This window comes from Myxococcales bacterium (assembly GCA_012517325.1).
Classification (GTDB): Bacteria; Lernaellota; Lernaellaia; order Lernaellales; family Lernaellaceae; genus JAAYVF01.
The window spans coordinates 40,738-64,274 of record JAAYVF010000046.1; the positions used below are offsets into that span (position 1 = coordinate 40,738).

At 61.0% G+C, this 23,537-nt stretch carries 38 protein-coding genes and 1 tRNA gene; 4 read left to right on the forward strand and 35 right to left on the reverse strand.

Going from position 1 to position 23,537, the window contains the following annotated elements; translation table 11 throughout:
* Window positions 1-17 precede the first annotated feature (17 nt).
* Together GX444_08395 and GX444_08400 are read right to left on the reverse strand one after the other, a co-directional pair.
* A tRNA-Met gene (locus GX444_08395) sits at window positions 18-94 on the reverse strand.
* 88 nt (window positions 95-182) lie between these two features.
* Entirely contained in the window at window positions 183-1,613 is a 1,431-nt protein-coding gene (locus GX444_08400; protein ID NLH48610.1) for a sigma-54-dependent Fis family transcriptional regulator, read from the reverse strand.
* Between the two features lie 288 nt (window positions 1,614-1,901).
* Here GX444_08400 and GX444_08405 point away from each other — a divergent pair, with 288 nt between their 5' ends.
* From GX444_08405 to GX444_08420, 4 genes are all read left to right on the forward strand, one after another.
* Window positions 1,902-2,291: an STAS domain-containing protein gene (locus GX444_08405; GenBank protein NLH48611.1), complete on the forward strand. Its 390-nt coding sequence runs from the start codon at window positions 1,902-1,904 to the stop codon at window positions 2,289-2,291.
* A gap of 94 nt (window positions 2,292-2,385) precedes the next feature.
* The gene (locus GX444_08410; GenBank protein NLH48612.1) at window positions 2,386-3,813 is read left to right on the forward strand and encodes a B12-binding domain-containing radical SAM protein; all 1,428 of its coding nucleotides are present in this window, start codon (window positions 2,386-2,388) and stop codon (window positions 3,811-3,813) included.
* Complete coding sequence (locus GX444_08415) at window positions 3,810-5,678, forward strand: radical SAM protein (protein ID NLH48613.1); 1,869 nt, start codon at window positions 3,810-3,812, stop codon at window positions 5,676-5,678. Before GX444_08410 ends, GX444_08415 begins: the two co-directional genes overlap by 4 nt.
* On the forward strand, window positions 5,675-7,495 hold the full coding sequence (locus tag GX444_08420; protein NLH48614.1) for a radical SAM protein: 1,821 nt from the start codon (window positions 5,675-5,677) through the stop codon (window positions 7,493-7,495). The genes GX444_08415 and GX444_08420 overlap by 4 nt, the downstream gene beginning before the upstream one ends.
* On the opposite strand, the gene GX444_08425 is transcribed toward GX444_08420, so the two are convergent.
* The 33 genes from GX444_08425 to tuf all read right to left on the reverse strand — a co-directional run.
* Complete coding sequence (locus tag GX444_08425) at window positions 7,492-8,103, reverse strand: TlpA family protein disulfide reductase (GenBank protein NLH48615.1); 612 nt, start codon at window positions 8,101-8,103, stop codon at window positions 7,492-7,494. The two genes, GX444_08420 and GX444_08425, sit on opposite strands and share 4 nt — an antisense overlap.
* An 84-nt stretch (window positions 8,104-8,187) precedes the next feature.
* Entirely contained in the window at window positions 8,188-8,787 is a 600-nt protein-coding gene (rplQ, locus tag GX444_08430) for a 50S ribosomal protein L17 (protein ID NLH48616.1), read from the reverse strand.
* Window positions 8,788-8,808: 21 nt separating this feature from the next.
* The gene (locus GX444_08435) at window positions 8,809-9,807 is read right to left on the reverse strand and encodes a DNA-directed RNA polymerase subunit alpha (GenBank protein ID NLH48617.1); all 999 of its coding nucleotides are present in this window, start codon (window positions 9,805-9,807) and stop codon (window positions 8,809-8,811) included.
* A 36-nt stretch (window positions 9,808-9,843) separates the two neighbouring features.
* The gene (rpsD, locus tag GX444_08440) at window positions 9,844-10,473 is read right to left on the reverse strand and encodes a 30S ribosomal protein S4 (GenBank protein NLH48618.1); all 630 of its coding nucleotides are present in this window, start codon (window positions 10,471-10,473) and stop codon (window positions 9,844-9,846) included.
* A gap of 11 nt (window positions 10,474-10,484) precedes the next feature.
* A complete protein-coding gene (gene rpsK / locus GX444_08445; GenBank protein ID NLH48619.1) occupies window positions 10,485-10,874 on the reverse strand; it encodes a 30S ribosomal protein S11 in 390 nt (129 codons plus the stop codon).
* A 17-nt stretch (window positions 10,875-10,891) separates the two neighbouring features.
* Window positions 10,892-11,257: a 30S ribosomal protein S13 gene (gene rpsM, locus GX444_08450; GenBank protein ID NLH48620.1), complete on the reverse strand. Its 366-nt coding sequence runs from the start codon at window positions 11,255-11,257 to the stop codon at window positions 10,892-10,894.
* A gap of 13 nt (window positions 11,258-11,270) precedes the next feature.
* Window positions 11,271-11,384 carry a 50S ribosomal protein L36 gene (gene rpmJ, locus GX444_08455; protein ID NLH48621.1) on the reverse strand — a complete coding sequence of 38 codons (114 nt, stop codon included), beginning with the start codon at window positions 11,382-11,384 and terminating at the stop codon, window positions 11,271-11,273.
* A gap of 55 nt (window positions 11,385-11,439) precedes the next feature.
* The gene (gene infA, locus GX444_08460; protein ID NLH48622.1) at window positions 11,440-11,658 is read right to left on the reverse strand and encodes a translation initiation factor IF-1; all 219 of its coding nucleotides are present in this window, start codon (window positions 11,656-11,658) and stop codon (window positions 11,440-11,442) included.
* 8 nt (window positions 11,659-11,666) lie between these two features.
* Entirely contained in the window at window positions 11,667-12,434 is a 768-nt protein-coding gene (gene map / locus GX444_08465; GenBank protein ID NLH48623.1) for a type I methionyl aminopeptidase, read from the reverse strand.
* The gene (locus GX444_08470; protein NLH48624.1) at window positions 12,427-13,071 is read right to left on the reverse strand and encodes an adenylate kinase; all 645 of its coding nucleotides are present in this window, start codon (window positions 13,069-13,071) and stop codon (window positions 12,427-12,429) included. The genes map and GX444_08470 overlap by 8 nt, the downstream gene beginning before the upstream one ends.
* A 5-nt stretch (window positions 13,072-13,076) precedes the next feature.
* Window positions 13,077-14,384, reverse strand: coding sequence for a preprotein translocase subunit SecY (secY, locus tag GX444_08475; protein ID NLH48625.1), 1,308 nt, complete (start codon window positions 14,382-14,384; stop codon window positions 13,077-13,079).
* A gap of 18 nt (window positions 14,385-14,402) precedes the next feature.
* On the reverse strand, window positions 14,403-14,858 hold the full coding sequence (gene rplO / locus GX444_08480; protein NLH48626.1) for a 50S ribosomal protein L15: 456 nt from the start codon (window positions 14,856-14,858) through the stop codon (window positions 14,403-14,405).
* Window positions 14,855-15,043 (reverse strand): 50S ribosomal protein L30, encoded by a 189-nt coding sequence (gene rpmD / locus GX444_08485; protein ID NLH48627.1) that lies wholly within the window; start codon window positions 15,041-15,043, stop codon window positions 14,855-14,857. The genes rplO and rpmD overlap by 4 nt, the downstream gene beginning before the upstream one ends.
* Window positions 15,044-15,056: 13 nt before the next feature.
* Complete coding sequence (gene rpsE / locus GX444_08490; GenBank protein ID NLH48628.1) at window positions 15,057-15,575, reverse strand: 30S ribosomal protein S5; 519 nt, start codon at window positions 15,573-15,575, stop codon at window positions 15,057-15,059.
* A gap of 11 nt (window positions 15,576-15,586) precedes the next feature.
* Window positions 15,587-15,955, reverse strand: coding sequence for a 50S ribosomal protein L18 (rplR, locus tag GX444_08495; GenBank protein NLH48629.1), 369 nt, complete (start codon window positions 15,953-15,955; stop codon window positions 15,587-15,589).
* Between the two features lie 19 nt (window positions 15,956-15,974).
* Window positions 15,975-16,511 (reverse strand): 50S ribosomal protein L6, encoded by a 537-nt coding sequence (rplF, locus tag GX444_08500; protein NLH48630.1) that lies wholly within the window; start codon window positions 16,509-16,511, stop codon window positions 15,975-15,977.
* 26 nt (window positions 16,512-16,537) lie between these two features.
* The gene (gene rpsH, locus GX444_08505) at window positions 16,538-16,936 is read right to left on the reverse strand and encodes a 30S ribosomal protein S8 (GenBank protein NLH48631.1); all 399 of its coding nucleotides are present in this window, start codon (window positions 16,934-16,936) and stop codon (window positions 16,538-16,540) included.
* A gap of 15 nt (window positions 16,937-16,951) precedes the next feature.
* Entirely contained in the window at window positions 16,952-17,137 is a 186-nt protein-coding gene (locus tag GX444_08510; protein ID NLH48632.1) for a type Z 30S ribosomal protein S14, read from the reverse strand.
* A 10-nt stretch (window positions 17,138-17,147) separates the two neighbouring features.
* Window positions 17,148-17,693 carry a 50S ribosomal protein L5 gene (gene rplE / locus GX444_08515; GenBank protein NLH48633.1) on the reverse strand — a complete coding sequence of 182 codons (546 nt, stop codon included), beginning with the start codon at window positions 17,691-17,693 and terminating at the stop codon, window positions 17,148-17,150.
* 14 nt (window positions 17,694-17,707) lie between these two features.
* Entirely contained in the window at window positions 17,708-18,070 is a 363-nt protein-coding gene (locus tag GX444_08520) for a 50S ribosomal protein L24 (protein ID NLH48634.1), read from the reverse strand.
* A gap of 9 nt (window positions 18,071-18,079) precedes the next feature.
* Window positions 18,080-18,448, reverse strand: a complete 369-nt coding sequence (rplN, locus tag GX444_08525; protein ID NLH48635.1) for a 50S ribosomal protein L14 — start codon at window positions 18,446-18,448, stop codon at window positions 18,080-18,082.
* Window positions 18,449-18,464: 16 nt separating this feature from the next.
* Window positions 18,465-18,731, reverse strand: a complete 267-nt coding sequence (rpsQ, locus tag GX444_08530; protein ID NLH48636.1) for a 30S ribosomal protein S17 — start codon at window positions 18,729-18,731, stop codon at window positions 18,465-18,467.
* On the reverse strand, window positions 18,724-18,930 hold the full coding sequence (gene rpmC / locus GX444_08535) for a 50S ribosomal protein L29 (protein ID NLH48637.1): 207 nt from the start codon (window positions 18,928-18,930) through the stop codon (window positions 18,724-18,726). The genes rpsQ and rpmC overlap by 8 nt, the downstream gene beginning before the upstream one ends.
* On the reverse strand, window positions 18,920-19,342 hold the full coding sequence (gene rplP, locus GX444_08540) for a 50S ribosomal protein L16 (GenBank protein ID NLH48638.1): 423 nt from the start codon (window positions 19,340-19,342) through the stop codon (window positions 18,920-18,922). The genes rpmC and rplP overlap by 11 nt, the downstream gene beginning before the upstream one ends.
* Before the next feature lie 18 nt (window positions 19,343-19,360).
* A complete protein-coding gene (gene rpsC / locus GX444_08545; GenBank protein NLH48639.1) occupies window positions 19,361-19,993 on the reverse strand; it encodes a 30S ribosomal protein S3 in 633 nt (210 codons plus the stop codon).
* A 12-nt stretch (window positions 19,994-20,005) separates the two neighbouring features.
* Window positions 20,006-20,350 carry a 50S ribosomal protein L22 gene (gene rplV, locus GX444_08550; GenBank protein ID NLH48640.1) on the reverse strand — a complete coding sequence of 115 codons (345 nt, stop codon included), beginning with the start codon at window positions 20,348-20,350 and terminating at the stop codon, window positions 20,006-20,008.
* Between the two features lie 18 nt (window positions 20,351-20,368).
* Window positions 20,369-20,641 (reverse strand): 30S ribosomal protein S19, encoded by a 273-nt coding sequence (gene rpsS / locus GX444_08555; protein ID NLH48641.1) that lies wholly within the window; start codon window positions 20,639-20,641, stop codon window positions 20,369-20,371.
* Window positions 20,642-20,656: 15 nt separating this feature from the next.
* On the reverse strand, window positions 20,657-21,475 hold the full coding sequence (gene rplB, locus GX444_08560) for a 50S ribosomal protein L2 (GenBank protein ID NLH48642.1): 819 nt from the start codon (window positions 21,473-21,475) through the stop codon (window positions 20,657-20,659).
* A gap of 11 nt (window positions 21,476-21,486) precedes the next feature.
* Entirely contained in the window at window positions 21,487-21,777 is a 291-nt protein-coding gene (locus GX444_08565; protein ID NLH48643.1) for a 50S ribosomal protein L23, read from the reverse strand.
* Window positions 21,774-22,397: a 50S ribosomal protein L4 gene (rplD, locus tag GX444_08570; GenBank protein NLH48644.1), complete on the reverse strand. Its 624-nt coding sequence runs from the start codon at window positions 22,395-22,397 to the stop codon at window positions 21,774-21,776. Before rplD ends, GX444_08565 begins: the two co-directional genes overlap by 4 nt.
* A gap of 13 nt (window positions 22,398-22,410) precedes the next feature.
* Window positions 22,411-23,052 (reverse strand): 50S ribosomal protein L3, encoded by a 642-nt coding sequence (rplC, locus tag GX444_08575; GenBank protein NLH48645.1) that lies wholly within the window; start codon window positions 23,050-23,052, stop codon window positions 22,411-22,413.
* 13 nt (window positions 23,053-23,065) lie between these two features.
* Entirely contained in the window at window positions 23,066-23,377 is a 312-nt protein-coding gene (gene rpsJ, locus GX444_08580; GenBank protein NLH48646.1) for a 30S ribosomal protein S10, read from the reverse strand.
* Window positions 23,378-23,396: 19 nt separating this feature from the next.
* On the reverse strand, window positions 23,397-23,537 hold a 141-nt coding region (gene tuf, locus GX444_08585; GenBank protein NLH48647.1), incomplete at its 5' end, for an elongation factor Tu.

Below are 23,537 nucleotides of genomic sequence, written 5' to 3' on the forward strand. Positions count from 1 at the left end.
GACACCGGCCGGAAATTTGGTGGTAGAGGAGGGATTCGAACCCTCGACCTAGCGGTTATGAGCCGCTCGCTCTAACCAGCTGGGCTACTCTACCAAGAGAACGAAGATTGTATTGACCGGCTTTCGCTTGTCAAGGGTATGGACGGCCGGATATTTTGCCTTCGGGCGACGATCGCCGACGGTTACAAATCGTATTTTTTCAACATCCGGTAGAGCGTGTGACGGGAAACGCCGAGCAGGACCGCCGCCTTGCCTTTGCGGCCCTTCGCCAGTTGCAGCACCTGCTTGACGTGTTCCTTGTTGAAGTGCGCGATCGACAGGTCGCCGGCGGACAGCGTCGGCCGCGGGTCCGGCGCCACCGGGACGACCGGTTGCGTCCGGTCGGTGATCGGCGCGGGCGCGCTCGGCACACGCGGTTCCTGAAGGGAGCCGGCAAAGGTTTGAAGTTCCGGCGTCAGATCGCCGATAACGATCAGCTTGTCCGACGCCATGATCGCCGCGGCCGTGACGGCTTGCTTCAACTCGCGCACGTTCCCCGGCCAGGAATACGCCTCGAAAACCTCGTAGATGCGCGGCTCGAAGCCCTCCACCGACAGGCCGTTTTCCCGAACCGTCTGCCGGAAGAAGTACTTGGCCAACAGCGCGATATCCTCCTCGCGTTCGCGCAGGGGCGGCAGCGGGATGAAAAAACCGCGCAGGCGGTAATACAGATCCTCGCGAAAGCGGCCGTCTTTCATGTCCCGCGCCAGGTTGCGATTGGTGGCCGCGATCAGGCGGATGTCGACCTGGCGCGAGCGGGTATCGCCTACCGGCAAAATCTCGCCGGTCTCCAGGGCGCGCAACAGTTTGGCCTGGCTCGCCAGCGACAAATCGCCGACCTCGTCGATGAACAACGAGCCGCCGTTCGCCGCTTCCATCAAACCGATTTGATCCTTGAGCGCGCCGGTGAACGAACCCTTGCGATGGCCGAACAACTGACTCTCGAACAGGCTGTCGATCAGTCCGGCACCGTTTACGGCCACGAACGGTCCCGCCGCCCGCGGACTGATTTGGTGGATCGCCTTGGCGACCAGGTCCTTGCCCGTTCCGGTTTCGCCGACGACGAGCACCGGGCTGTCGTAACGCGCCATGCGCTGGACGGCTTGAAAGACCAACTGCATCGGCCGGCTTTTGCCGACCATGCCGTGGTAAAGGTAATTCTGCTTCTCCCAGGCCTCGAGGACACGCGCCTGCTGCTTCAACTGCCGCCGCTCGAAAATATGGGTGACGATCGCCAGCAATCGCTCGCCCTGCACGGGTTTTTCGAGGTAATCGTAGGCCCCGTATTTGATGGCGCGAACCGCGTCCGCCACCGAATTGGAACCGGTCAGGATAATGACGTCGATTTCCGGATCCCATTGCTTGGCTTTGCGCAACAGGGCGATGCCGTCCATGCCGGGCATCCGCAAATCGGAAATCAGCAGATCGAACGGCTGTTTTTCCAGCAGCTTGACCGCGGCCTCGCCGCTTTCGGCCGCGACGATCTCATGGCCGCTTTTTCGAAACAGCCGCAGCAATGCGGACCGGATCTGGGAATCGTCGTCAACGACCAGAATGTCGTTTTTCATCGCCATCAACCACTACCTTCCGTCTCGGCGAATCGAATGCACAAGATCCGTCGAGCGCTCTCCGTCTCATATGATTAAAGTCGGCAGCACCCGGGAAGGGATAAAGCAAAGTCGAGTGCGTGCCTGCAATAATAAATGCGCGGATTTGCGACAAAGGCGCGCCTTTTGTCGCACCAGCGCCCGCCGGCCGCGCGTGCGAAACCCCCGCAAAATAAAATAGTTCATTATTATCAATTACTTACGAATTGGCATGCCACTTGCTAATTATTTTGGCGTATGCACTAGGAGGTCGCCATGAAGTACACAACCCAGGAAAACCCAGACAACATACTGATCATTCGGATGATCGAAAGAGATCTCTTCACCCACCAACCCGAATGTTTCGAGAAGGAAATATTGGCTCTGATCAAGATCGCCGAAGGGCGGCTGGTGTTCAACTTTTCGCAGCTCAATTCGTTCGATTCCAACCTGCTGCGGGTGCTCACCTCCGCCTTGAAAGAATCGCTCAAGTACCCCTGCGGCGATATCAAATTGGTCGGCCTGAATTCCATCATGCGGCACATCCTCCACCTCAGCCATCTGGACTGTGTGTTCTGTCATTACGAGAGCGAGGCCGACGCCGTCACGGCTTTCCAATCGCCGGCCATCTCCGAAATCCTGCACCGCCATTCGATCGATAACTGAGCCTCGAGCTCATTGGAGGAGCCGTTGTTCATTGGTCGTTTCTTTCCTTTGGCCCCGCCGGACTTTGCGCTATGATGAACAATTCGAGAACGAAATGAAGATCCTGTTTTTACAAAACATCTGGCGGGAATATTTCGGCGTCATGCACCTGGGCGCCGCGCTGCGCGCCGCCGGCCATCAGGTTTTCGTGCGCATCGAACCGACTCCGGACGGGGTGCGGCGCGCCGTCGCGGAAGTGCGCCCGCGGGTCGTCGGATTTTCCTTCACCCACTGCGAGCAGCAATACGCCCTGACGGCGGCGGCGGCAGTCAAACGAGCCGATCCTTCGATCGTGACGCTCGCGGGCGGCCCGCATCCGAGCCTGCATCCCGAATTGGCGCGGCGACCCGAAATCGATTACCTGTGCCGCGGCGAAGGCGAGGCGACGATCGTCGAACTGGCCGCGCGGCTGGAACGCGGCGCCGCGGCGGACGACCTGCCGAACCTGGCTTTTGGACGCGACGGCGCTCTGGTGGCCAATCCGGTCCGGCCGCTGCTGGAAGAATTGGACGAACTGCCGCTGCCCTGGCGCGAGGGCTATTACCGCTATTCTTTTCTGCGCGACAACCCGGTCAAATATTTTTTCACCGGCCGCGGGTGCCCGTTTCATTGCTCGTTCTGTTTCAACGCGGCGTTCGCGAACCTCTATCCCAACAAGGCGCGTTACGTCCGGCATTACGGGGTCAACCGGGTGCTGATGGAACTGCATGAGGTCAAGGCCCATTGGCCGATGAAGCTGGTGCGGTTCGAGGACGACATTTTCACCCTCGACAAAGAGCGGCTGTTCGCCATTCTCGACCGCTATGCACGCGAAATCCGTCTGCCGTACCTGGTTTATCTGCGAGCCGGCGAAAGCGAGGCGGTGATCCGCCGACTGGCGGAAACGGGTTGCCGGACGGTGCTGTTCGGCGTGGAAACCGGCGACGAAAACCGCCGTAACGACCTGCTGGACAAGCGCGTGTCCAACCGGCAAATCATCGAAACCGCCGAGCTGTTGCGGCGCTACAACCTGCACTTCTTCACCTCCAACATCCTCGCGCTGCCCGGCGAAACCTGGGAGAACGCGCTGGAAACCGTGCGGCTCAATCAGCGGATTCGCGTCCGCGATGCCTGGTGCAGCGTTTTTCAACCGTACGCCGGGCTGCCGGTCACCGAACGGGCGATCGCCGACGGACGGCTCGATCGCGTCGACGACGCAATGGTCGGCTTCAACACCTTCGCCGACAATGCGCTGCGCAATCCGGATGGCCGCCGCATTTTCAATCTGCACAAATTTTTCTATCCCCTGGCGCGCTGGCCGTGGCTGGAAAAAATCGTCCTGCCCCTCACGCGGCTGCCCGCCAACCGGCTGTTTCACTATTTATTCGTCGTTTTTTACGTTTACAGTTACCGCCAGCACACCGGCGTTTCCTGGCGGCGAATCGCGCGCGAAGGCGTTCACTGGTTCCGGCAATTTCTTTCGACGATGGGCCCGGAGAAATGAGCGACTTTTTCGAAGACAGCCCCCTTTGCCGGCGGCAACGCGAAGCCGATCCGCCCTTGCCGCGCGTCGTGCAACTGGAACTCACCGCCGACTGCAATCTGCGCTGCCGCTTTTGCCCGTTGCAAAGCGAACCGCGCGAACGGCGCGCCGAAGCCCGCCGCATCGAACCGGACGATCTGCGGACGCATCTGAAAACGCTGCTCGAAAACGCCTACGAGGCGGAGTTGACCGGCTTCGGCGAAATCTTCTGTCACCCGCGTTTGCTGGACATCCTCCGGCAATTGAAAAGCCACCGGCTGACGATCAACGCCACCAGCAACGGGACCTTGTGGACCGCGGAGATCCTGGAAGCGCTGGTCGGCGAAGAGCTGCTCGATTTGATTTGCGTTTCGCTGGATGCCGGTTATCCCGAGACCTACGCCCGGTTGCGGGTGGGCGGCGATATGGAAAAGGTTTTAGGCAACCTGCTTCTACTCGATAAGATCAAGCGCTGGCTGGGCCGGGACAAGCCGCGCCTGCACCTCAGCTTCATTTCCACGCGTGAAAATCTGAACGAGCTGCCCCTGGTGATCGGGCTGGCCAAACGGGTCGGCGCCGAGAAGGTGATCGTGCAAGGCTTGTACGAAAACGAATCGATGACCGGGCAGAGCACCGCCGGCGCCGACGAGGAACAGCCGGTCTTCGCCACCGCCGCCGCCGTGGCGCGCGCCAACGAAGTCCGGCTCGAATTCTGGTATCAAAGCCAGGCCGCGCGACCGCTGGCCGGCGCCGCTGAAAAAGTGCAGATCACCGCGCCGCCCGCCGCCCGTCGCCCGCTCGTCAAACAGTGCGGTTACCCGTGGGAGCGGGTTTTCGTGAAATCCGACCTGACCGTTCAAGCCTGCGCGACGGTTTGGGAAAAGCTGATCATGGGCAACTTGCGGGAATCGACCATCGAGGAAATCTGGCGCGGACCCCGCTACCGCGAATTGCGCGGGCGGCTGGGCGGCACGGCGACGCCCGCGGAATGCCGGCCCTGCCCGACCAAACCGTGGCGCGTGCCCCGGTATGACTTCGAAATTTCCGAACACCTCGAATTCGGCGATCCGACGCCGAGCCAACTCGGCACGGGATTCTACGAGCCGGAGACCGACGAAACCGGCGGCGCCTTTCGCTGGTCGAGCGGCGCCTGTTCGTTTTTCCTGCGCAACACCAACCGTCCTTTTCTGGAACTGCGTCTCGCCGCCCATCCCCAGGCGCCGGATCTGCCCTTTGTCTTGCGCGTCAACGGGGTCGCGATCGATCTCTTTACGCCGCGCGAACTGATCGATCTGCCGACGCGCTTCGCGTTGCCGCCGTTTTCCGAAGAGATCCTGACGATTGGCATCGAGCCGGCGGCGGTCTACACGCCGGACCAGTTGGGCGTCGGCGGCTCGCGCCGGCCGCTCGGCCTGCTGTACTATAGCGCCGCTCTGACCGGCGACCCGGACCTTTGCCGATCGAGGATATCGACAACCGACGACCAACTCGCGCGCGGTTTCTTTCCGCCGGAAACGGCGCTGGGCGCGGGCGCGCGTTGGACCGGCGGGCGGTTCTCCTTCGTTCTGCCGCGCGCCGGCAACGAGTTGCGCCTCGGCGTCCAGACCGTGGCCGCGACCGCCGGAAGCGCCCTGACGGTTTTCGACAACGGGGAATCGTGCGGTCGTTTCACGCTGCCGGAAAAGCCCGGCCCGCACGAACTGCGCGTCCCCCTCGCCGCGCCGGTCCTCTGGCATGCCGTTCAAGTCGTCTGCGAAAAAACGTGGCAGCCCGGCGAGCGCGATCGGCGGCGCCTGGGCGTGCTGTTTCGCGGCGCGTCGCTCCGGCGCCGGCGGTGGCGGCGATGACGACGGATTTTCTGGAGCGGCACCCGCTCTGGCTGGAGCACCACGGCGCGTCCGATCTGCCGTTTCCCGATACGGTGCAGCTCGAGTTGACGGCGGCCTGCGATCTGCGCTGCGTCATGTGCCCGTTGCCGCACGAAAACCGGCACGGCACCGGACGCGAGACCATCGAACCGGCCGACCTGGAACGTCTGCGACAGCCGCTGGCCGCGGCCTCCGGCGTCGAACTGACCGGTTTCGGCGAAATGCTGTGCCACCCGCGCCTGCTCGCTTGCCTGCGCTGGTTGCGAGCGCGCAAGCTGGCCGTACACGCGACCACCAACGGTAGCCGTCTGACGAGGGAGATCGTCGACGCCTTGACGGCCGAACACCTGCTCGACGTTCTGTGCGTCAGCGTGGACGCGGCCACCGCGCCTACCTACGAACGGATCCGCCGCGGCGGCAATTTCGCCGTCCTGCTCGCCAACCTGGATTACCTGGCAAAGCGCCGCACGCCGGCCAACCCGCGTTTCTGGTTGAGTTTCGCGGCGCTGCGCGACAACCTCGACGAATTGCCGCGCTTCATCCGCCTGGCTGCGGATCTTGGCGCCGAGCGGGTCATCGTCCAACACGTTTTCACGGGCCCGCATTGCGCCGGCGCCGGCTTGTCGCTCACCGACGACCTGGTCATCGCCCGGCTGGAGGAAGCCCGCCAAACCGCGGCGACGCAGCGGATCGAGCTCGACTTGCGCAATCCGCCGCGCCAAGGCGGCGACGGTTATCGGCCGGGCCTGATCAAGGATTGCGCTTTTCCCTGGCGCCATACGTTTCTCAAGGCCAACGGCCGCGCCGCCGCGTGCGCCATGGTGTGGGAGGATTTGGACTTCGCCGACTGGCGCGACACCGACTTCGCCACGATCTGGCGCGGCGACGCCTACCGGCGTTTCCGCCTCGCCATGGCCGCCGGCGACCCGCCACTACCGTGCCGGCGTTGCCGCTATTTCGGCTGGCGCGAACCGTTGCCGCTCAAGGAATGCGGTCCCTCGCTGACCATGGACCCGCGCGAAAGCGGCCTTTTGGGTTGGGGTTGGCATCCGGCCGAAGCGGACGCCGCCGGGCGATCGTTCCGCTGGTCGCGCGGCCGCGGCGCGTTTTTTCTGCGGCCCGGAAACGGCGTCATCCTGGAAATCGACGCCATTACCCACCCGCAGGCACCGCATTTCACCGGCGCGATCAAAGTCGGCGATCGCACCTTCCCGTTCGACCGCCACGATTTCTGGGGCCGGCCGTTGCGCCTGCCGCTTGGACCACCGGACTCGGACCTGGTCCGCATCGAGTGGGAATTGACGGACACCTGGAATCCGCTCGACCTGGGAATCGCCGGCCCGCGGCGCCTCGGTCTGCTGGTTTACGGCGCGCGCGCGACCGTCGAACCGTCAACGCTTCGTTCGATCGCGAACGTGGCTTCGTCGAGCGGGCAGCTTTGCCAAGGCTGGTTGGATCTGGAAACATCGGCCGGGCGACCGGCCCGCTGGATCCGCGAGCGGGCGGATTTGCTGCTCGCCCCCGCGGCCGGCCGCCTGTTCGTGGACGCGCTGACGCCGGCCGGTTTGTCCCCGCGGCGGCTTGCGGTCGTGCTCGACGGCGACGCGCTGGGCGCCCAGCCGGTGCCCGGCGACGGGCGCTGGCATCGACTGACCTATCCGGTCGCGAAAAACATCACCGGCGAAGCGGCGATCGTTGTGCTGACGGTGGAAGGGGCAAGCCCGGCCGACGGCGACGACTTGCCGCATCCCCGGCGGTTCGGCGTTCAGGTGGCGGAAATCGGGTTGGCGGACTAGTCGGCCGGTTTTTCGGCCAGCAACTCGTTGACCATGGAATAGAAGTGTTTGTCGTCCCAGTTGCGCGGGCCGATGAAACCCTGCCGGATGATCCCCCGCCGGTCGATCAGGTAAGTGGTCGGAAATCCGGTGATCTGGTAAGCCAGCGCCGTTTTTTGGGACGGATCGTGGAAGATCGAAAAAGTGAGCGGTTCGACCGCGCGCGATTTATTGAAGTCTTCGACGAATTTCTTTACTTCCTTGGTTTCCGACTCGTCGCACGACACGGCCACGACGCGAAAATCGGGATTGCCGTCGAATTTCTTGGCCAGGTCCTGGATGCTAGGCAATTCCTGGACGCACGGTTTGCACCAAGTCGCCCAGAAGTTCAGGAAAACGACCTTGCCCTTGAGATCGGCCAGCGAGAGCTTGGCGCCGTCCAGGCCGGTGACCTGAAAATCGGGAGCCACCGAATTTTTACCGGTGACGCTTTTACCGCAACCGTAGCCGCCGCCGAACACGGCCTTGAGCATGAACAGCGCCAACACCGCGAAGACCAGCAAGTAGAGCCGAAAATCCGCGTACCAGGGCGTCGTCGCGCCAGCCGATTTATTTCGTTGCTCGTTCATGATCGTGCCTTTCGCCAATAAAAACAGGGCAGAGATTGAAAGATCCCTGCCCCGCTATTCTATCACGAACCCACGCAACAATCGCTATTCGGTTTTTTCTTCCTTCTCGGCCGGCGCTTCTTCCGGCGCGGAAGCTTCCACGGCCGCCGGTTCGGCGGTTTCCGCGGCTACCGCTTCCTCGGCCGGGGCTTTTTCGGCCTTGGCCTTGCCGCGGCGCGCGGCGGGCTTGGCCTTGGGTTTGGCCTTCTTTTTGGCCGCGCCCTTCTTTTCGGCTTCGCCTTCCTCGGCGGCACCCAGCAATTCGATGAGGCTCACCGCGGCGCCGTCGCCCCGCCGATAACCCACCTTGATGATACGGGTGTAACCGCCGGGCCGTTCGGCAAAGCGTTCGGCCAGTTCCTCGAACAACTTCTTGACGGCCGCGCTTTCGCGAATGAACGACAACGCCTGGCGGCGCAGATGCAACTGCCTCACCGCGGCGTGCGGGTCGCCGGCCAGGCCGAAGGCCCGGGCGCGTTTGCCGAGGGTAATCATCCGCTCGACATAGCGACGCAGTTCTTTCGCTTTTTCGTCCGTCGTCTTGATCCGCTCGTGAAGAATCAGACTGGTCGTCATGTTGCGCCACATCGCCGTGCGATGGGCCGACGTCCGGCTGAATTTACGTCCGCGTTTGAGGTGACGCATCGTTCCCCTTCCTCGTTATCGCTATTCCGCCTGTTTTTCGTCGGGTTCTTCCGGATATTGCCAGCTCGGGATTTTCATCCCCAGGGCCAAACCCATCTCCGACAAAATTTCCTTGATTTCGTTGAGCGACTTCCGGCCGAAGTTCTTCGTCTTGAGCATTTCGGCTTCGGTCTTCTGCACCAACTCGCCGATGTAGCGGATGTTGGCGTTTTTCAGACAATTGGCGCTGCGCACCGACAGCTCCAGTTCCTCGACCGAACGATTGAGATTTTCGTTCAGCGATTCGTCTTCTTCCTCGATGATTTCCTCGTAGACTTCTTCTTCCTCGTCGAAGTTGATGAAGACGGAGAACTGTTCCTTGAGCACCTTGGCCGCCACGGCGATGGCGTCTTCCGGTTTGATCGAGCCGTCGGTCCAGATTTCGAGGATCAACCGGTCGTAGTCCGTGCGCCGGCCGACGCGCGCGTTGGTCACCTGATAGTTGCAACGGACGATCGGGCTGAAGTTCGCATCCAGCATGATCGTGCCGATGGGCACTTCTTCCTCGACCAGGTATTCGGTCGGCACGTAGCCGCGACCGGCGCGCACTTCCAGTTCCATGTTGAGCACCGCGCCCTTGGAGAGGGTCGCGATGATCTGGTTGGCGTTAAGCACCTGGACGTTGGGATCGCCGCTGATATCGCCGGCGGTGACTTTTTTCTCGCCTTTGACGTTGAGCCGCAGCTTCCGGGTTTCCGGCGTGGGCATCGCCAGGCGGACCTGCTTGAGGTTAAGGCAGATGTCGGTGATGTCTTCCTTGATGCCCGGCAGCGTCGTGAATTCGTGCGCCGCGCCCTCGATCTGCACGGAGGTGATGGCGCAGCCTTGCAACGTGGAGAGCAGCACGCGCCGCAACGCGTTGCCCAGAGTGGTGCCGAAGCCCCGCTCCAGCGGCTCGACGATGAACCGGCCATAATTCGCGACTACGCCTTCGCCGACGATCCGTTTCGGACGGATGAGATCACGCCACACATGGTACATTGTATCAACTCCCAGTTCGGGTTGATGATTCCGGTGTTATTTCGAATACAATTCGACGATCAGCTTTTCGTTGATCGTGCCGCCGATTTCCTCGCGGCTCGGAATCGACTTGATCTCGCCCTCGAACGCTTCGGGACGGATTTCCAGCCAGTTCGGGATCGGACGGCGAGGCAGCGCGGACAACGCTTCGGCGATATGCGGGATCTTCCGGCTACCTTCGCGCACTGCAACCACATCGCCCGGTTTGACGACATAGCTGGGAATGTTGACTTTGCGACCGTTGACTTGGAAATGGCCGTGGCGAACCAGCGACCGCGCCTGGCGGCGGCTGGCGGCGAAGCCCATGCGGTACACCGTGTTGTCCAGGCGCCGTTCGAGCAAGCCCAGCAGGTTGTCGCCGGTGATGCCCTTCATCCGTTCGGCGCGCTGGAAATGCAATTGAAATTGACGCTCCACCAGGCCGTAAATCCGCTTGGCCTTTTGTTTTTCACGCAACTGGGTGCCGTAATCGCTGGTCTTGCCGCGGCGTTGCCAATGCACGCCCGGGATCTGTTCCTTGCGCCGTTCGAAGGCGCATTTATCGGTAAAGCAGCGTTCACCCTTCAACATCAGCTTCTCGCCTTCGCGGCGGCAGAGACGGCAAGCAGGTCCGGTATATCTTGACAAGGTCGTCCTCCTTAAACGCGCCGACGCTTCGGGGGCCGGCAGCCGTTGTGGGGTATCGGGGTCACGTCGCGAATCAGCATGACTTTGAAGCCGCTGTTCAGCAGACTACGCAGGGCGGCTTCGCGGCCGGGCCCCGGCCCCTTGACGAGGATGGCGAGTTGTTGGACGCCGTGCTCGATGGCGCGTTTCGCCACGTCCTCGGCGGCCATCTGGGCGGAATACGGCGTGCCTTTGCGGCTTCCCTTGAAGCCCTGCGAACCGCTGCTGGCCCAGGCCAACGTATTGCCGGACGGATCGGTGATCGTCACCACGGTGTTATTAAACGTGCTCTTGATGTGCGCGACGCCTTGCGGCACGTTTTTCTTCAGCTTCTTTTTCGCTCCGCGCTTGGGAGATGCCATCGAAAACCCTCCAGAAATTACTTCTTCTTACCTAACGCACGGCGCGGCCCTTTGCGCGTGCGGGCGTTGGTGTGCGTGCGCTGGCCGCGCACCGGCAGACCACGGCGGTGACGCAGGCCGCGGTAGGTGCCCAGGTCCATATGCCGCTTGACGTTCATCTGAACGTCCTTGCGCAAATCGCCTTCCACCTTCAACTTGGAATCGATGATGCGACGGATCTGCGCGACTTGCGCGTCGGACAACTTACCGGCGCGGATCGATTCGTCGATTCCGGCTTCCTCAAGGATCCGTTCCGCGGTCGTCCGGCCAATGCCGTAAATGTACGTCAACGCAATGACGACCCGTTTTTCGTTGGGGATGTCGACACCCGCTATACGTGGCACAGCAAACCTCCTGCTATCCTTGGCGCTGCTTATGCTTGGGATTTTCGCAAATCACCCGCAATACGCCCTTGCGCTTGACGATCTTGCATTTGTTGCAACGTTTTCTCACCGAAGCCTGAACTTTCATCACCTTACTCCTCAACGGCCACCCGCCGCCGGCGGCGCCGCAACGTCGATCTCACCTATTTGGCCCGGTACGTGATGCGGCCCCGGCTCAAATCGTACGGGGAAAGCTCCACCGTCACCTTGTCTCCCGGTAAAATCTTGATGTAGTGCATCCGCATTTTACCGGAAATGTGGGCGAGCACCTGATGGCCGTTTTCCAGCTCGACCCGAAACATCGCGTTCGGGAGGGGTTCAATAACCCGGCCTTCTACTTCGATCGCGCCATCTTTCGCCATGCGGTTCCTTACAACTCCAGTTGAGATAAAATCTCGGGCCCATTTTCGGTAATTAATACCGAATGTTCAAAATGGGCCGCAAGGCTACCATCTTCCGTTACCGCCGTCCACCCGTCATCCAACACCACTACCGACCAATCGCCGGCGGTGACCATCGGTTCCAAAGCCAGGACCATGCCGGCTTTCAGCCGCGGACCGGCGCCACGCCGACCGTAATTCGGCACTTGGGGCGGCTCGTGCGGCGCCTCACCGATTCCGTGGCCGACGAAATCCCGGACCACGGAAAATCCGTGCGTTTCCACGTGCGCCTGAACGGCGGCCGAAATATCGCCCACCCGGTTGCCGACGTGCGCTTCGGCGATCCCCTGGTAGAGGGACTCTTCCGTGACGCGCATCAACGACAGCGCCTGGTCGGTCATCCGACCGATGCCGAAGCTGATTGCCGCATCGCCATACATACCCTCGAAAACCACCCCGTAATCGATGCTGACCAGATCGCCTTCCTTCAAGATCCGTTTCGCGGATGGAATTCCGTGAACGATCTCCTCGTTGAGCGAAATGCACAGGCTGCGCGGGTAACCGTACAAACCCAAAAAGGCCGGTTTCACCTGGTGCCGCTTGCACAAGTCCACCGATTGCCGGTCGAGATCCAACGTGCTCATGCCGGCGGCGGCGCCGTCCCGCAAAGCCACCAGAATCTCCGCCACGATGCGGTTGGCCTTGCGCAGGCGCCGCACCTGGTCGGGGGTCTTGAGAGTAATGACCTGACTATTCAAAGACCGCCGCAATCCGCTTGCCGATTTCGTCGACAGCGCCTACTCCGTCGATCGAACGGAGCAGGTTTTTCTTTTCGTAATAGACGATCAGCGGCGCGGTCTGGCTGTGATAGGTCGCCAGCCGCTGGCGAATCGTCTCTTCCTTGTCGTCATCGCGAATGATCAGGGGCTGGTGCCCGCAACGATCGCACACGCCCGCCACTTTGGGGGGCATGGTTTTGACGTGATACATCGCCCCGCAATTGGTGCAGGTCAGCCGGCCGGTCAGCCGGGCGACCAGCGCCTCGTCGGGAACGACGATGCTGATCACGTGATCGAGCTTCTCGCCGCGTTCCGCGAGCATCTTGTCCAGCGCCTCGGCCTGGGCCACGGTGCGCGGGAACCCGTCGAACAAATAGCCGTTGCGGCAATCGGCCGCTTGAATCCGGTCGCGGATGATGCCGACGATGATCTCGTCCGGGACCAGCTTGCCGGCGTCCATGAAGGATTTGGCCTGTTTGCCCATTTCGGTTCCGGCTTTCACCGCGGCGCGCAAGATGTCGCCGGTGGAAATCTGCGGGATGCCGAACCGAGTCGTCAACGCCTTGGCCTGGGTGCCTTTGCCGCCTCCCGGCGGACCGAGTAAAATCATCCGCATCGGAATTATCCTCTCCGTCCCTTGAATTTGCCCTTACCGCCCAGGAAACCTTCGTAATGCCGAGTCAGCATGTGCGACTCGATCTGCTGAATGGTATCCAGGGCCACGCCGACGACGATCAGCAGCGAGGTGCCGCCGAAATAAAACGGCACGTTGAACTGCGCGATCAGGATCGTCGGCAACACGCAAATCGCGGAGATGTACAGGGAGCCGCCGAAGGTGATCCGGGTCAGAATCCGATCGATGTAATCGGCGGTCGGTTTGCCCGGCCGGCGGCCCGGAATGTACGCCCCGCTCTTCTTCAGGTTATCGGCCACGTCCACCGGGTTGAAGGTAACCGCGGTGTAGAAGTAGCAGAAGAAGATGATCAAGCCGACGTAGATGAGGTTGTAGAGCAACGCGGCCGGCTGCAACAGTTCGTGCAGTTTGACCAGCCACGGATTGTCGAAGAACTGCAGGATCGTCGACGGGAACATCAGGATCGAGCTGGCGAAGATCGGCGGAATGACGCCGGCGGTGTTGATGCGCAAGGGCAAAAACGTGCTCGCGCCGCCGTAGATTTTGCGTCCGACCACCCGCTTGGCGTGCTGGATCGGAATTTTGCGCTGGGCGCGCTCGACGTAAATGATGAAGCCCATGACGGCGACCATCACGACGATGATCGGCACCATCTTCAGAACGCCGCGGCTTTCTTCCCAGGCCTGCTGGCCGAGGCGGACGATCGCCACGGGCAGGCGCGCGATGATGCCGCCGAAGATGATCAGACTGATACCGTTGCCAATGCCGCGTTCACTGATTTGCTCGCCGAGCCACATGATGAACGCGGTGCCCGACGTCATGGTGATCATCGTCATCAGCCGGAACGCGAGGCCCGGATTGGTGACCGCGCCGGCGCCCAGCATGCCGTTTTCCATCGCGTAGGCGATCATATAGCCTTGGAAGAGCGAGAGAACGACCGTGCCGTACCGCGTATATTGGGTAATCTTGCGCCGGCCCAGCTCGCCTTCCTTGCTCAGGCGTTCCAGGTAGGGAATCACCACGGTGAGCAATTGCAGAATGATCGATGCCGAAATGTACGGCATGATGCCGAGGGAGAAGATGGAACCGTGTTCCATGGCTCCCCCGGAGAACATCGAGAACATGCCGAAAATCGTGCCTTGCCGTTCGGCGAACCAACGCGAGATCGCCGCCCCGTCGATACCGGGAGTCGGCACCATGCACCCGATACGGTACACGGCCAGCATCGCGAAGGAGAACAGCACGCGCCGTTTCAGCTCCGGGATTTTGAAAATATTGGAGAAAGCGCCTAACACCGAATTCTCCTCAATCCATTACTGGAGTTGTTCGAAAGTGCCCCCGGCCGCCCGGATTTTCTCTACGGCTTCTTTCGAGGCTTTATGCGCTTTGACGGTCAACGCCATGGTGATTTCGCCGTCCGACAAAATCTTGATCCCGTCTTTTGCGATTTTTTTCACGAGCTGCCGCTGCTGCACACTTTCCGGATCCACCACCTCGCCGGCCTGGAACTTCTCCACCAGCTCGCGCAGGTGCAGGATCGTGTATTCCTTCCGGTAAATGTTGCGGAAGCCGCGCTTCGGCAAGCGGCGGATCAAGGGCATCTGGCCGCCTTCGAACGACGGGCCCTTGGGGCCGCCGGAGCGGGCGTTCTGACCCTTGTTGCCTTTACCGGCGGTTTTGCCCAAACCCGACGCCTCGCCGCGGCCGCGACGCTTGGTGTTTTTCGTCGCCCCGGCGGGGGGATGCAGGTTGCTCAGGTTGGTCGTCATGCCGACACCTCCTCCACTTTCAGCAAGTGGATGATTTTCTTCACCATGCCGCGGACGCAAGGATTGTCCGGCAGTTCCACGGTCCGGTGCATTTTGCCCAGGCCGAGGGTCCGCAGGATGACCCGCTGCTTTGGCGGACAGGCGATGCCGCTGCCGGTTTGCGTAATGCGAAGTTTGCCGCTCATCGAGGCTCTCCTGCTATTCCGTCTTGGGTTCGTCGTCCAGGCTCGCGCGGGAACGCATGTACTCTTGGGGCCAGCGCAGGCGCTGCAGCCCGTCGATCGTGGCCTTGACCACGTTGTGGGCGTTCCGCGAGCCGAGACTCTTGGTCAAAATGTTCGAGACGCCCGCCGCCTCGAGCACGGCGCGCACCGCACCACCGGCGATCACGCCGGTGCCTTCGCCGGCCGGCTTGAGCAGCACGTGCGCGGCGGAGAAGTCACCGACCACCGGGAAGGGGATGGTTCCGCCGTCCACGATGGGGACGCGGAACATCGACTTCTTGGCCCGGTCGATGCCTTTGCGGATCGCTTCGGGCACTTCCGCCGCCTTGCCGATCGCCACGCCGACCCGGCCCTTGCCGTCGCCGACGACGACCAAGGCCGAGAAGTGGAAGCGCCGGCCGCCTTTGACGACTTTCGCCACGCGGCTGATGTGCACCACCTTATCAATAAATTCTTGCTCTTCTTCGCGGAACGGACGATTGAATTCGGGCATTCGCGCTCTCCCTAGAACTCCAGGCCGGCCTCGCGGGCCGCATCGGCTACCGCTTTGATCCGTCCGTGGTACAAAAAGCCATTGCGATCAAACACGACGGCCTTGTGTTGTTGCGTCAGCAACCGTTCGGCAATGAGTTTACCCACCGTTTTGGCCTGACCGACCTTGCCCTTTTCATCGGCGGGCTTGGCGTAACCCTTGTCCAGGCTGCTGGCCTGGGCGATGGTGGCGCCGGTGGAGTCGTCGATGGCCTGGACGTAAATGTGTTTATTGGAACGGAACACGCAAAGGCGCGGCCGTTCGGTCGTTCCGCGCACCTTCCGCCGAACCCGGCGTTGACGTTGCTCGCGCGGCGTCAGATTTTCCTTCTTATAGGACACGACGCGTCTCCTTCTATCCTTAACCGGAGGTCTTGCCTTCCTTACGACGAAGCACTTCTTCCGTATATTTGATGCCCTTGCCTTGATAAGGTTCGGGCGGGCGCACCTTGCGCACAATGGCGGCGAATTCGCCCACCTGTTGCTTGTCGCTGCTCTGCAACACGATGTGGGTGTTTTTGTCGACCCGCACGGTGATGCCCTTGGGGATCGCGACTTCGACGGGGTTGGTGAAGCCGACCGTCAGGGCCAACTGGTCCCCTTTGACCTCGGCGCGCCAACCGACGCCGTTGATATCCAGTTCGCGGGTATAGCCCTGGGTCACCCCGACGACCATGTTGTTGATCAGGGTACGAGTCAGGCCCTGCATGCTCGATCCTTGGCGGCCTTCGTCGACGCGCTGCACGAGCAAGTGGCCGTTCTCTTCCGCCACGCGGACCTCCGGCCGGTGTTCGTAGGTCAAACTGCCGTTCGGCCCGTTGACCACGACCCGGTTGCCGGTGATCTGCACCTTCACCCCTTTGGGGATCGGGATTGGTAATTTGCCGATTCGACTCATCGTCGTCGCTCCAGTGTGCTAAGGCGTTACCAAACTTCCAGCAGCAGCTCGCCGCCGACGTTCAGTTCTTTCGCTTTTTTGCCGGTCATCAAGCCTTGGCTGGTGGTCAAAATGGACACTCCCATGCCGCCCAGCACCGCCTGCACGTCCTGGCTGCCGACGTAGCGTCGCAGGCCCGGTTTGCTCAGCCGGCGGATCTGGGTGATGCTCGGGGAGCCATTTTCCCGATAACGCAAATAGATTTTCAACATGCCCTGCTGACCTTCCGGGGTCACGCGAAACGCTTTGATGTAGCCTTCTTCCTTCAAGATCTTGGCGATGGCTTCCTTGATCTTGGAATTGGGCATCTCCACCAAATCGTGACGAGCCCGGTTCGCATTACGAATGCGAGTCAACATATCGGCTACGGGATCAGTCATCACCATCGTCGGTCTCCTTGTCTACCAGCTCGCCTTGACGACGCCCGGTAGTTCGCCCTGTAACGCCAACTTCCGCAAGCACAGGCGGCACATGGCGAACTTACGATAATAAGCCCGCGACCGGCCGCACAGCGGGCAGCGGTGATACGCGCGTACCTTGAATTTCTGCGGGTTGGTGGCGCGAATACGAATCGATTTCTTGGCCACGGCCTTCTCCTTATCGGTTCCGGAACGGCACGCCCATCAGCTTCAACAGGGCGTAACCTTCCTCGTCGGTCTTCGCGGTGGTGACGATCGTAATGTTCAATCCCCGGATCTTGTCGATCTTGTCGTAGTTGATCTCGGGGAAGATGATCTGTTCGCGAACGCCCAGCGTGTAGTTGCCGCGGCCGTCGAAGGCCTTGTCGGGCACGCCGCGGAAGTCGCGGACGCGGGGCAGCGCGATACTGACGAGCCGATCGAAGAATTCGTACATCCGATCGCCGCGCAGGGTGACGCGCACGCCGATGTTCATGCCCTCGCGCAACTTGAAGTTCGCGATGCTTTTGCGGGCCTTGGTGATGACGGCCTTCTGACCGCTGATCGCCGTCAGTTCTTCCATCGCCGTGTCCAGAACCTTGACGTTCTGGATCGCCTCGCCCAGGCCCATGTTGAGGATGATCTTATCCAGGCGGGGCACCGCCTCGAGATTCTTGTAACCGAACTGTTTGACGAGTTCGGGGATCACCGTCTGCGTGTAAATGTCTCTTTGCCTAGCCGCCATGGTTCACTCCCGCTCTAGTCCAGGTGCTCGCCGCAATGCCGGCAGACGCGCACTTTGGTCTTGTCCTGCAACAACTCCATGCGAACCCGGGTCGGCTTGTTGCACTTGGGGCAGACCAGCATCACGTTGGCGATGTGGATCGGCGCCTCGCGCTCGACGATGCCGCCCTGCTGATTGGTTTTGCTCGGCCGGGTGTGGCGCTTGATGACGTTCAGGCGCTCGACCACGACGCGATTTTCCTCGGGCAACACTTTGAGCACCTTGCCGCGCTTCGCCGCGTTGTCCATATTGCCGCGTTCCTTGCCGGCAATGACATGCACGGTGTCGCCTTTTTTAATGCGGAGCTTGTTGCGCTCTTTCTCTTTGGCTTGTGCCATTGCCGTCTCCTACAGAACTTCCGGAGCCAGGCTGATGATCCGGTTGAAGCCTTTGGTCCGCAGTTCGCGTGCCACCGGGCCGAAGATGCGGTTGCCGATGGGTTCCTTCTGCTTATTGATCAGCACGGCGCTGTTTTCGTCGAAGCGGATGTAGGTGCCGTCGGGACGCGCGACCCGCCGCCGGGTACGAACGATCACCGCCTGCAGCACATCGCCCTTCTTCACCTTGGCGGTCGCGATCGCTTCTTTGACCGAGACGACGACGACGTCGCCGACCCGGGCGTATTTGCGCTTCGAACCGCCCAGCACCTTAATCGCTTCCAGCTTGCGAGCGCCGGAATTGTCCGCCACGTTCAGGGTGGTGTTCATTTGGATCATGGTGAGGCCCTCCGCCTTAATCCGCCCGTTTGACGATTTTCACCAGGCGCCAGCGTTTGTTCGCCGACATCGGGCGACTTTCGACGATTTGTACGGTATCGCCCATTTTGGCCTGGTCGAGTTCGTCGTGCGCCATGAATTTCTTGCTGCGACGGATATACTTCTTGTATTTCTCGTGCTGGAAGAAACGGTCGACCAGCACGGTAATGGTCTTGGTCGCTTTGTCCGAGACCACCACACCCTGCAGCACCCGGCGATTTCCCCGTTCGTTTGTCTTAGGCATTCTTCTTCCCCTGCAAATCCAGCTCCCGGCGCACGGTCTTGATCCGCGCGACATCGCGTTTCACCTGGGTCAGGCGCGATGAATTCTCCAACTGCCCCGTAAACATCTGAAAACGCAAGTTGAACAATTCCTGGATCAGATCCTGTTCCTTGGTCGCCAGTTCTTCCGGCGACAGCTCGCGCAAATCCTTAACCTTCATGGTGCCCCTCCCGCATGACGAAACGGGTCTTGATCGGCAACTTGTGGGCGGCCAGGCGGAACGCTTCCTTCGCGGTTTCCTCGGTCACCCCTTCCATCTCGTACAGGATCCGGCCCGGCATGATGACCGCGACCCAGTATTCCGGAGCGCCCTTGCCCTTGCCCATGCGGGTTTCCGCCGGCTTCTTGGTCATCGGCTTGTCCGGGAACAAACGGATCCAAATCCGACCGCCGCGTTTGATGAACCGGGTCATCGCGATACGAGCCGCCTCGATCTGGCGGGCCGTCAACCGACCGCGGTCCAACGCCTGCAGGCCGTACTCACCGAAGTTCAAGCGATTGCCCCGATAGGCTTCGCCTCTCATGTTGCCCTTTTGCTGCTTGCGGTACTTAGTCCGGCTGGGCATCAACATGGCGCATACTCCTCATACTCACGAGGTGACGACGTCACCGTGATAAATCCATACCTTCACGCCGATGATGCCGTAGGTGGTTTTGGCTTCGGCGAATCCGTAATCGATGTCGGCCCGCAGGGTGTGTAGCGGCACCCGGCCTTCGCGATACCATTCGTAGCGGCTCATTTCAGCCCCGCCCAACCGGCCGGAGGTGGAAACGCGGATGCCCTTGACGCCCATCTTCATCGCGTTGCCCACGGCCTTTTTCATCGCGCGGCGGAAGGCGATGCGCCGCACGAGCTGGTTGGCGACGTTCTCGGCCACGAGTTGGGCGTCGACGTCGGCGCGGCGGATCTCCTGGATCTTGATGTAGATCTCCTTGCCGAACATCTGCTGCAAATCCTTGCGCAGCACTTCCACCTCGGCGCCCTTCTTGCCGATGATCACGCCCGGGCGCGCGGTGTGGATCGTCACGTCGACCTTGTTGGCACGGCGTTCGATTTCCACCTTGCTGATCGCCGCGTGGCCCAATTTTTCTTTAATATATTTGCGCAGCCGCAGATCCTCGTGCAGGTACTCGGCGTAGCGGTGGCTTTCCGCGTACCAACGGCTGTTCCAGTCTTTGGTGATCCCGAGTCTGAAACCGATCGGATGGGTCTTCTGTCCCACGACGCACCTCGTTTAACGTTGATCCAGAATGACGGTTACATGGCTCATCCGCCGCAACTTCTTGTCGACCCGGCCGCGCGCGCGCAGCCGGATGCGCTTCAAGGTCGGGCCGCCGTCGACGATGACGTTTTTCACGTACAGCGCATCGACGTTGACGCCTTCCTTTTGCTGGGCGTTGGCCAGGGCCGAGGCCATGATTTTGTAAATTTCCGGGGCGCAGCTATGGCGCTTCGAAAATTTCAACAGTTGCAGCGCGACGCCAACCGGTTTGCCCTTGACCTGCGCCGCCACCACGCGTCCCTTGAAGGGAGAGAACCGCAAAAAGCGGCCCTTGGCGCGAATTTCGTTGGTTTCCATCTTGCTCACTCCGCTCCTTTACTTCGCCTTGCGGTCACCGGAGTGTCCGTGGAACGTCCGGGTCGGCGAAAATTCGCCCAACTTGTGTCCGACCATGTTTTCCGTGACGTACACCGGAATGAACTTTTTGCCGTTGTGGACGGCGAAGGTCAGACCCACCATATCCGGAGTAATGGTGGAACGCCGCGACCAGGTTTTGATCACCTGCTTCGAGCCGGTCGTCCGGGCCCGATCCACCTTTTCCATCACGTGGTAATCCACAAACGGTCCTTTTTTCACGCTGCGGGGCATGCGCAAGCCTCCTTACTACTTCCGACGCTTGACGATGTACTTACTGGTCGACTTGTTTTTCCGAGTCTTATAACCCTTGGTCGGCACGCCCCATGGGGTCACCGGGTGGTTGCCCTTGCCGCGGCCTTCGCCGCCGCCGTGAGGATGGTCGACCGGGTTCATCGCCACGCCGCGTACGTGGGGGCGTTTGCCGATCCAGCGCTTGCGGCCCGCCTTGCCGGTCGTCAGGTTGCTGTGATCGATGTTGCCCAACTGACCGATCGTGGCGTAACAATTTTCGTGGATCCGCCGCATTTCGCCGCTGGGCATTTTCAGCAGTACGTACTGCCCTTCCTTGGACAGCACCTGGGCGTAGGAGCCGGCGGAGCGCACCATCTGGCCGCCCTTGCCGATTTTCATTTCCACGTTGTGGACCCAGGAACCGTCGGGCACGTTCTTCAAGGGAAGCGCGTTGCCCGGCTTGATGTCGGCGTGTTCGCTGGCGACGACTTGGTCACCGACCTTCAATCCTTGCGGATGGAGGATGTAGCGTTTTTCGCCGTCTTTGTATTGCAGCAGGCAGATGTTGGCGCTGCGGTTCGGATCGTATTCGATGGAGACGACCTGGGCCGCGATGTCGCGCTTGTCGCGTTTCCAATCGATGAGGCGATACTTGCGCTTGTGACCGCCGCCGCGCCACCAGATCGTGATGTGGCCGTGATTGTTCCGGCCGCCGCTTTTCTTCAGCGACTCCACCAGGCTGCGTTCGGGCTCGGTGCGCGTAATCTCGTCGAACGAGGAGGTCGCCAGGTAACGGCGTCCCGGACTGGTCGGTTTATACCGCTTGATACCCATTTCCCTACTCCTTACACGCCTTCGAAGAAGTCGATGGTGTCGCCTTCGCGCAGGGTGACAAACGCTTTCTTCCACTTCGGGGTGTAGCCGATGTGGCGGCCCAACCGCTTGCGTTTGCCGTTCACCAACTGCGTGCGCACGGCGTTGACTTTGACGTCGAACAGCTCTTCCACGGCACGGGCGATTTCCACTTTGTTCGCGTGGACCGCCACTTCGAAGACGAGCTGATTATCCGCTTCCTTGGCGACATTGGCCTTTTCGGTGACCACCGGCCGCTTGATGATTTTGTATGATTCTTTCATTGCGCCAGCGCTCCTTCGATTTTCGCCAAGGCGCCCTTGGTCAGAATGAGGTGTTCGAAGTGGAGCAGGTCGTAGACGTTGAGGCCATCGACCCGCAGCACCTTGACCCGCGGAATATTCCGCGCGCTCTTCTCGACCACCTCGTCCTTTTGTTCGATGACGAACAAACCGCTCGTCACGCCCAGGGTGTTCATGAGCTCGGCGAAGCGGCGGGTTTTGATTTCCGGCATCGACAGATCGTCGAGCACCAGCAGCTTGCCTTCCGCCAGTTTCATCGACAGCGCGCTCTTCACGGCCGCCCGCCGGACCTTCTTCGGAACCCGGTAGCTGTAATCGCGCGGCAGGGGGCCGAAGATGGTGCCGCCGCCGACCCGGGTCGGGCTGCGCCGACCGCCGGTCCGCGCGCGGCCGGTGCCCTTTTGGCGATACAGTTTGATTCCCGAATAGGCCACTTCGCCACGGGTTTTGGTGCTGACCGTTCCCTGGCGGCGCATAGCGGTTTGTTGGCGGACCACTTCCCAGAAGAGATGGTCTTTTACCTCGTTGTTGAACACGCTATCGGGCAGATCGACCTGGTCGACCTTTTGATTCTGCATGTTGAGGACGTCACATTTAGGCATCTGTCCGCCCCTCCTACGCCTTGACGCTTGGATTCACCGCGACGAGGCCATTTTTCGCGCCGGGGATCGCGCCCACGATGAAGATCAGGTTCTTTTCGGCATCCACTTGATAGACGCGCAGTCGCTGGGTGGTGACGCGCTTGTTGCCGAGGTGGCCGGCCATGCGGCGGCCCTTCGGGACGCGGCCGGGATATTCACTGGCGCCGATCGAACCGGGTTCGCGATGGTTCTTGGAGCCGTGAGTCATATCGCCGCGGGAGAAGTGGTGCATATGGACCGTACCGGCAAACCCCCGGCCGATACTGCGCCCCGTCACATCGACGATGTCGCCGGCGTTGAATTGGGTGACCGTAATCGCCTGGCCGACGGTGAAGGCGTTCGGGTCGGCGACCCGGAATTCGCGCACCACCTTGAAGCCGGTCTTGGTTTTTTCGCCCAAGACGCGTTTGAACAAACCGGCTTCGGGCTTGGTCAATTTACGGATGTCTTTTTCTTGAAAGCCGACGCTGATCGCGTTGTAGCCATCGGTTTTCACGGTTTTGATCTTCAGCACGACGCACGGGCCGGCTTCGATAACCGTCAGGGGATGGCGAACCCCGGCGTCGTCAAACACCTGGGTCATGCCCTTTTTGATCCCCAAGATCCCGGTTGCCATCGGTTCTCTCCCGTCAGATCAGTTTGATGTCGACGTCGACGCCCGCGGACAATTCGACCTTGTTCATCGCGTCCATCGTCTGTTGATTGGTGTCGAAGATTTCGATCAACCGCTTGTGCGTGCGCACCTCGAATTGTTCACGGCTCTTTTTATCGACGTGCGGAGAGCGCAACACGCAAAAACGCTCAATGCGGGTCGGTAAGGGAATGGGGCCGCTCACCTTGGCGCCGGTGTTCTTCGCCGCGAGGGCGATTTCCCGGGCCGACTTGTCAAGCAGCTTGTGATCGTATGCCTTCAACCGTATCCGAAGTCTCTGTCCTTCCACGGCCGGCTCCCCTTCTTAGTTACGCCAGAATTTTAGTGACCACGCCGGCGCCGACGGTCCGGCCGCCTTCGCGAATCGCGAACCGCAGGCCTTCTTCCATCGCAATCGGCATAATCAGTTCCACGCCAATATGCACGTTCTCGCCCGGCATGATCATTTC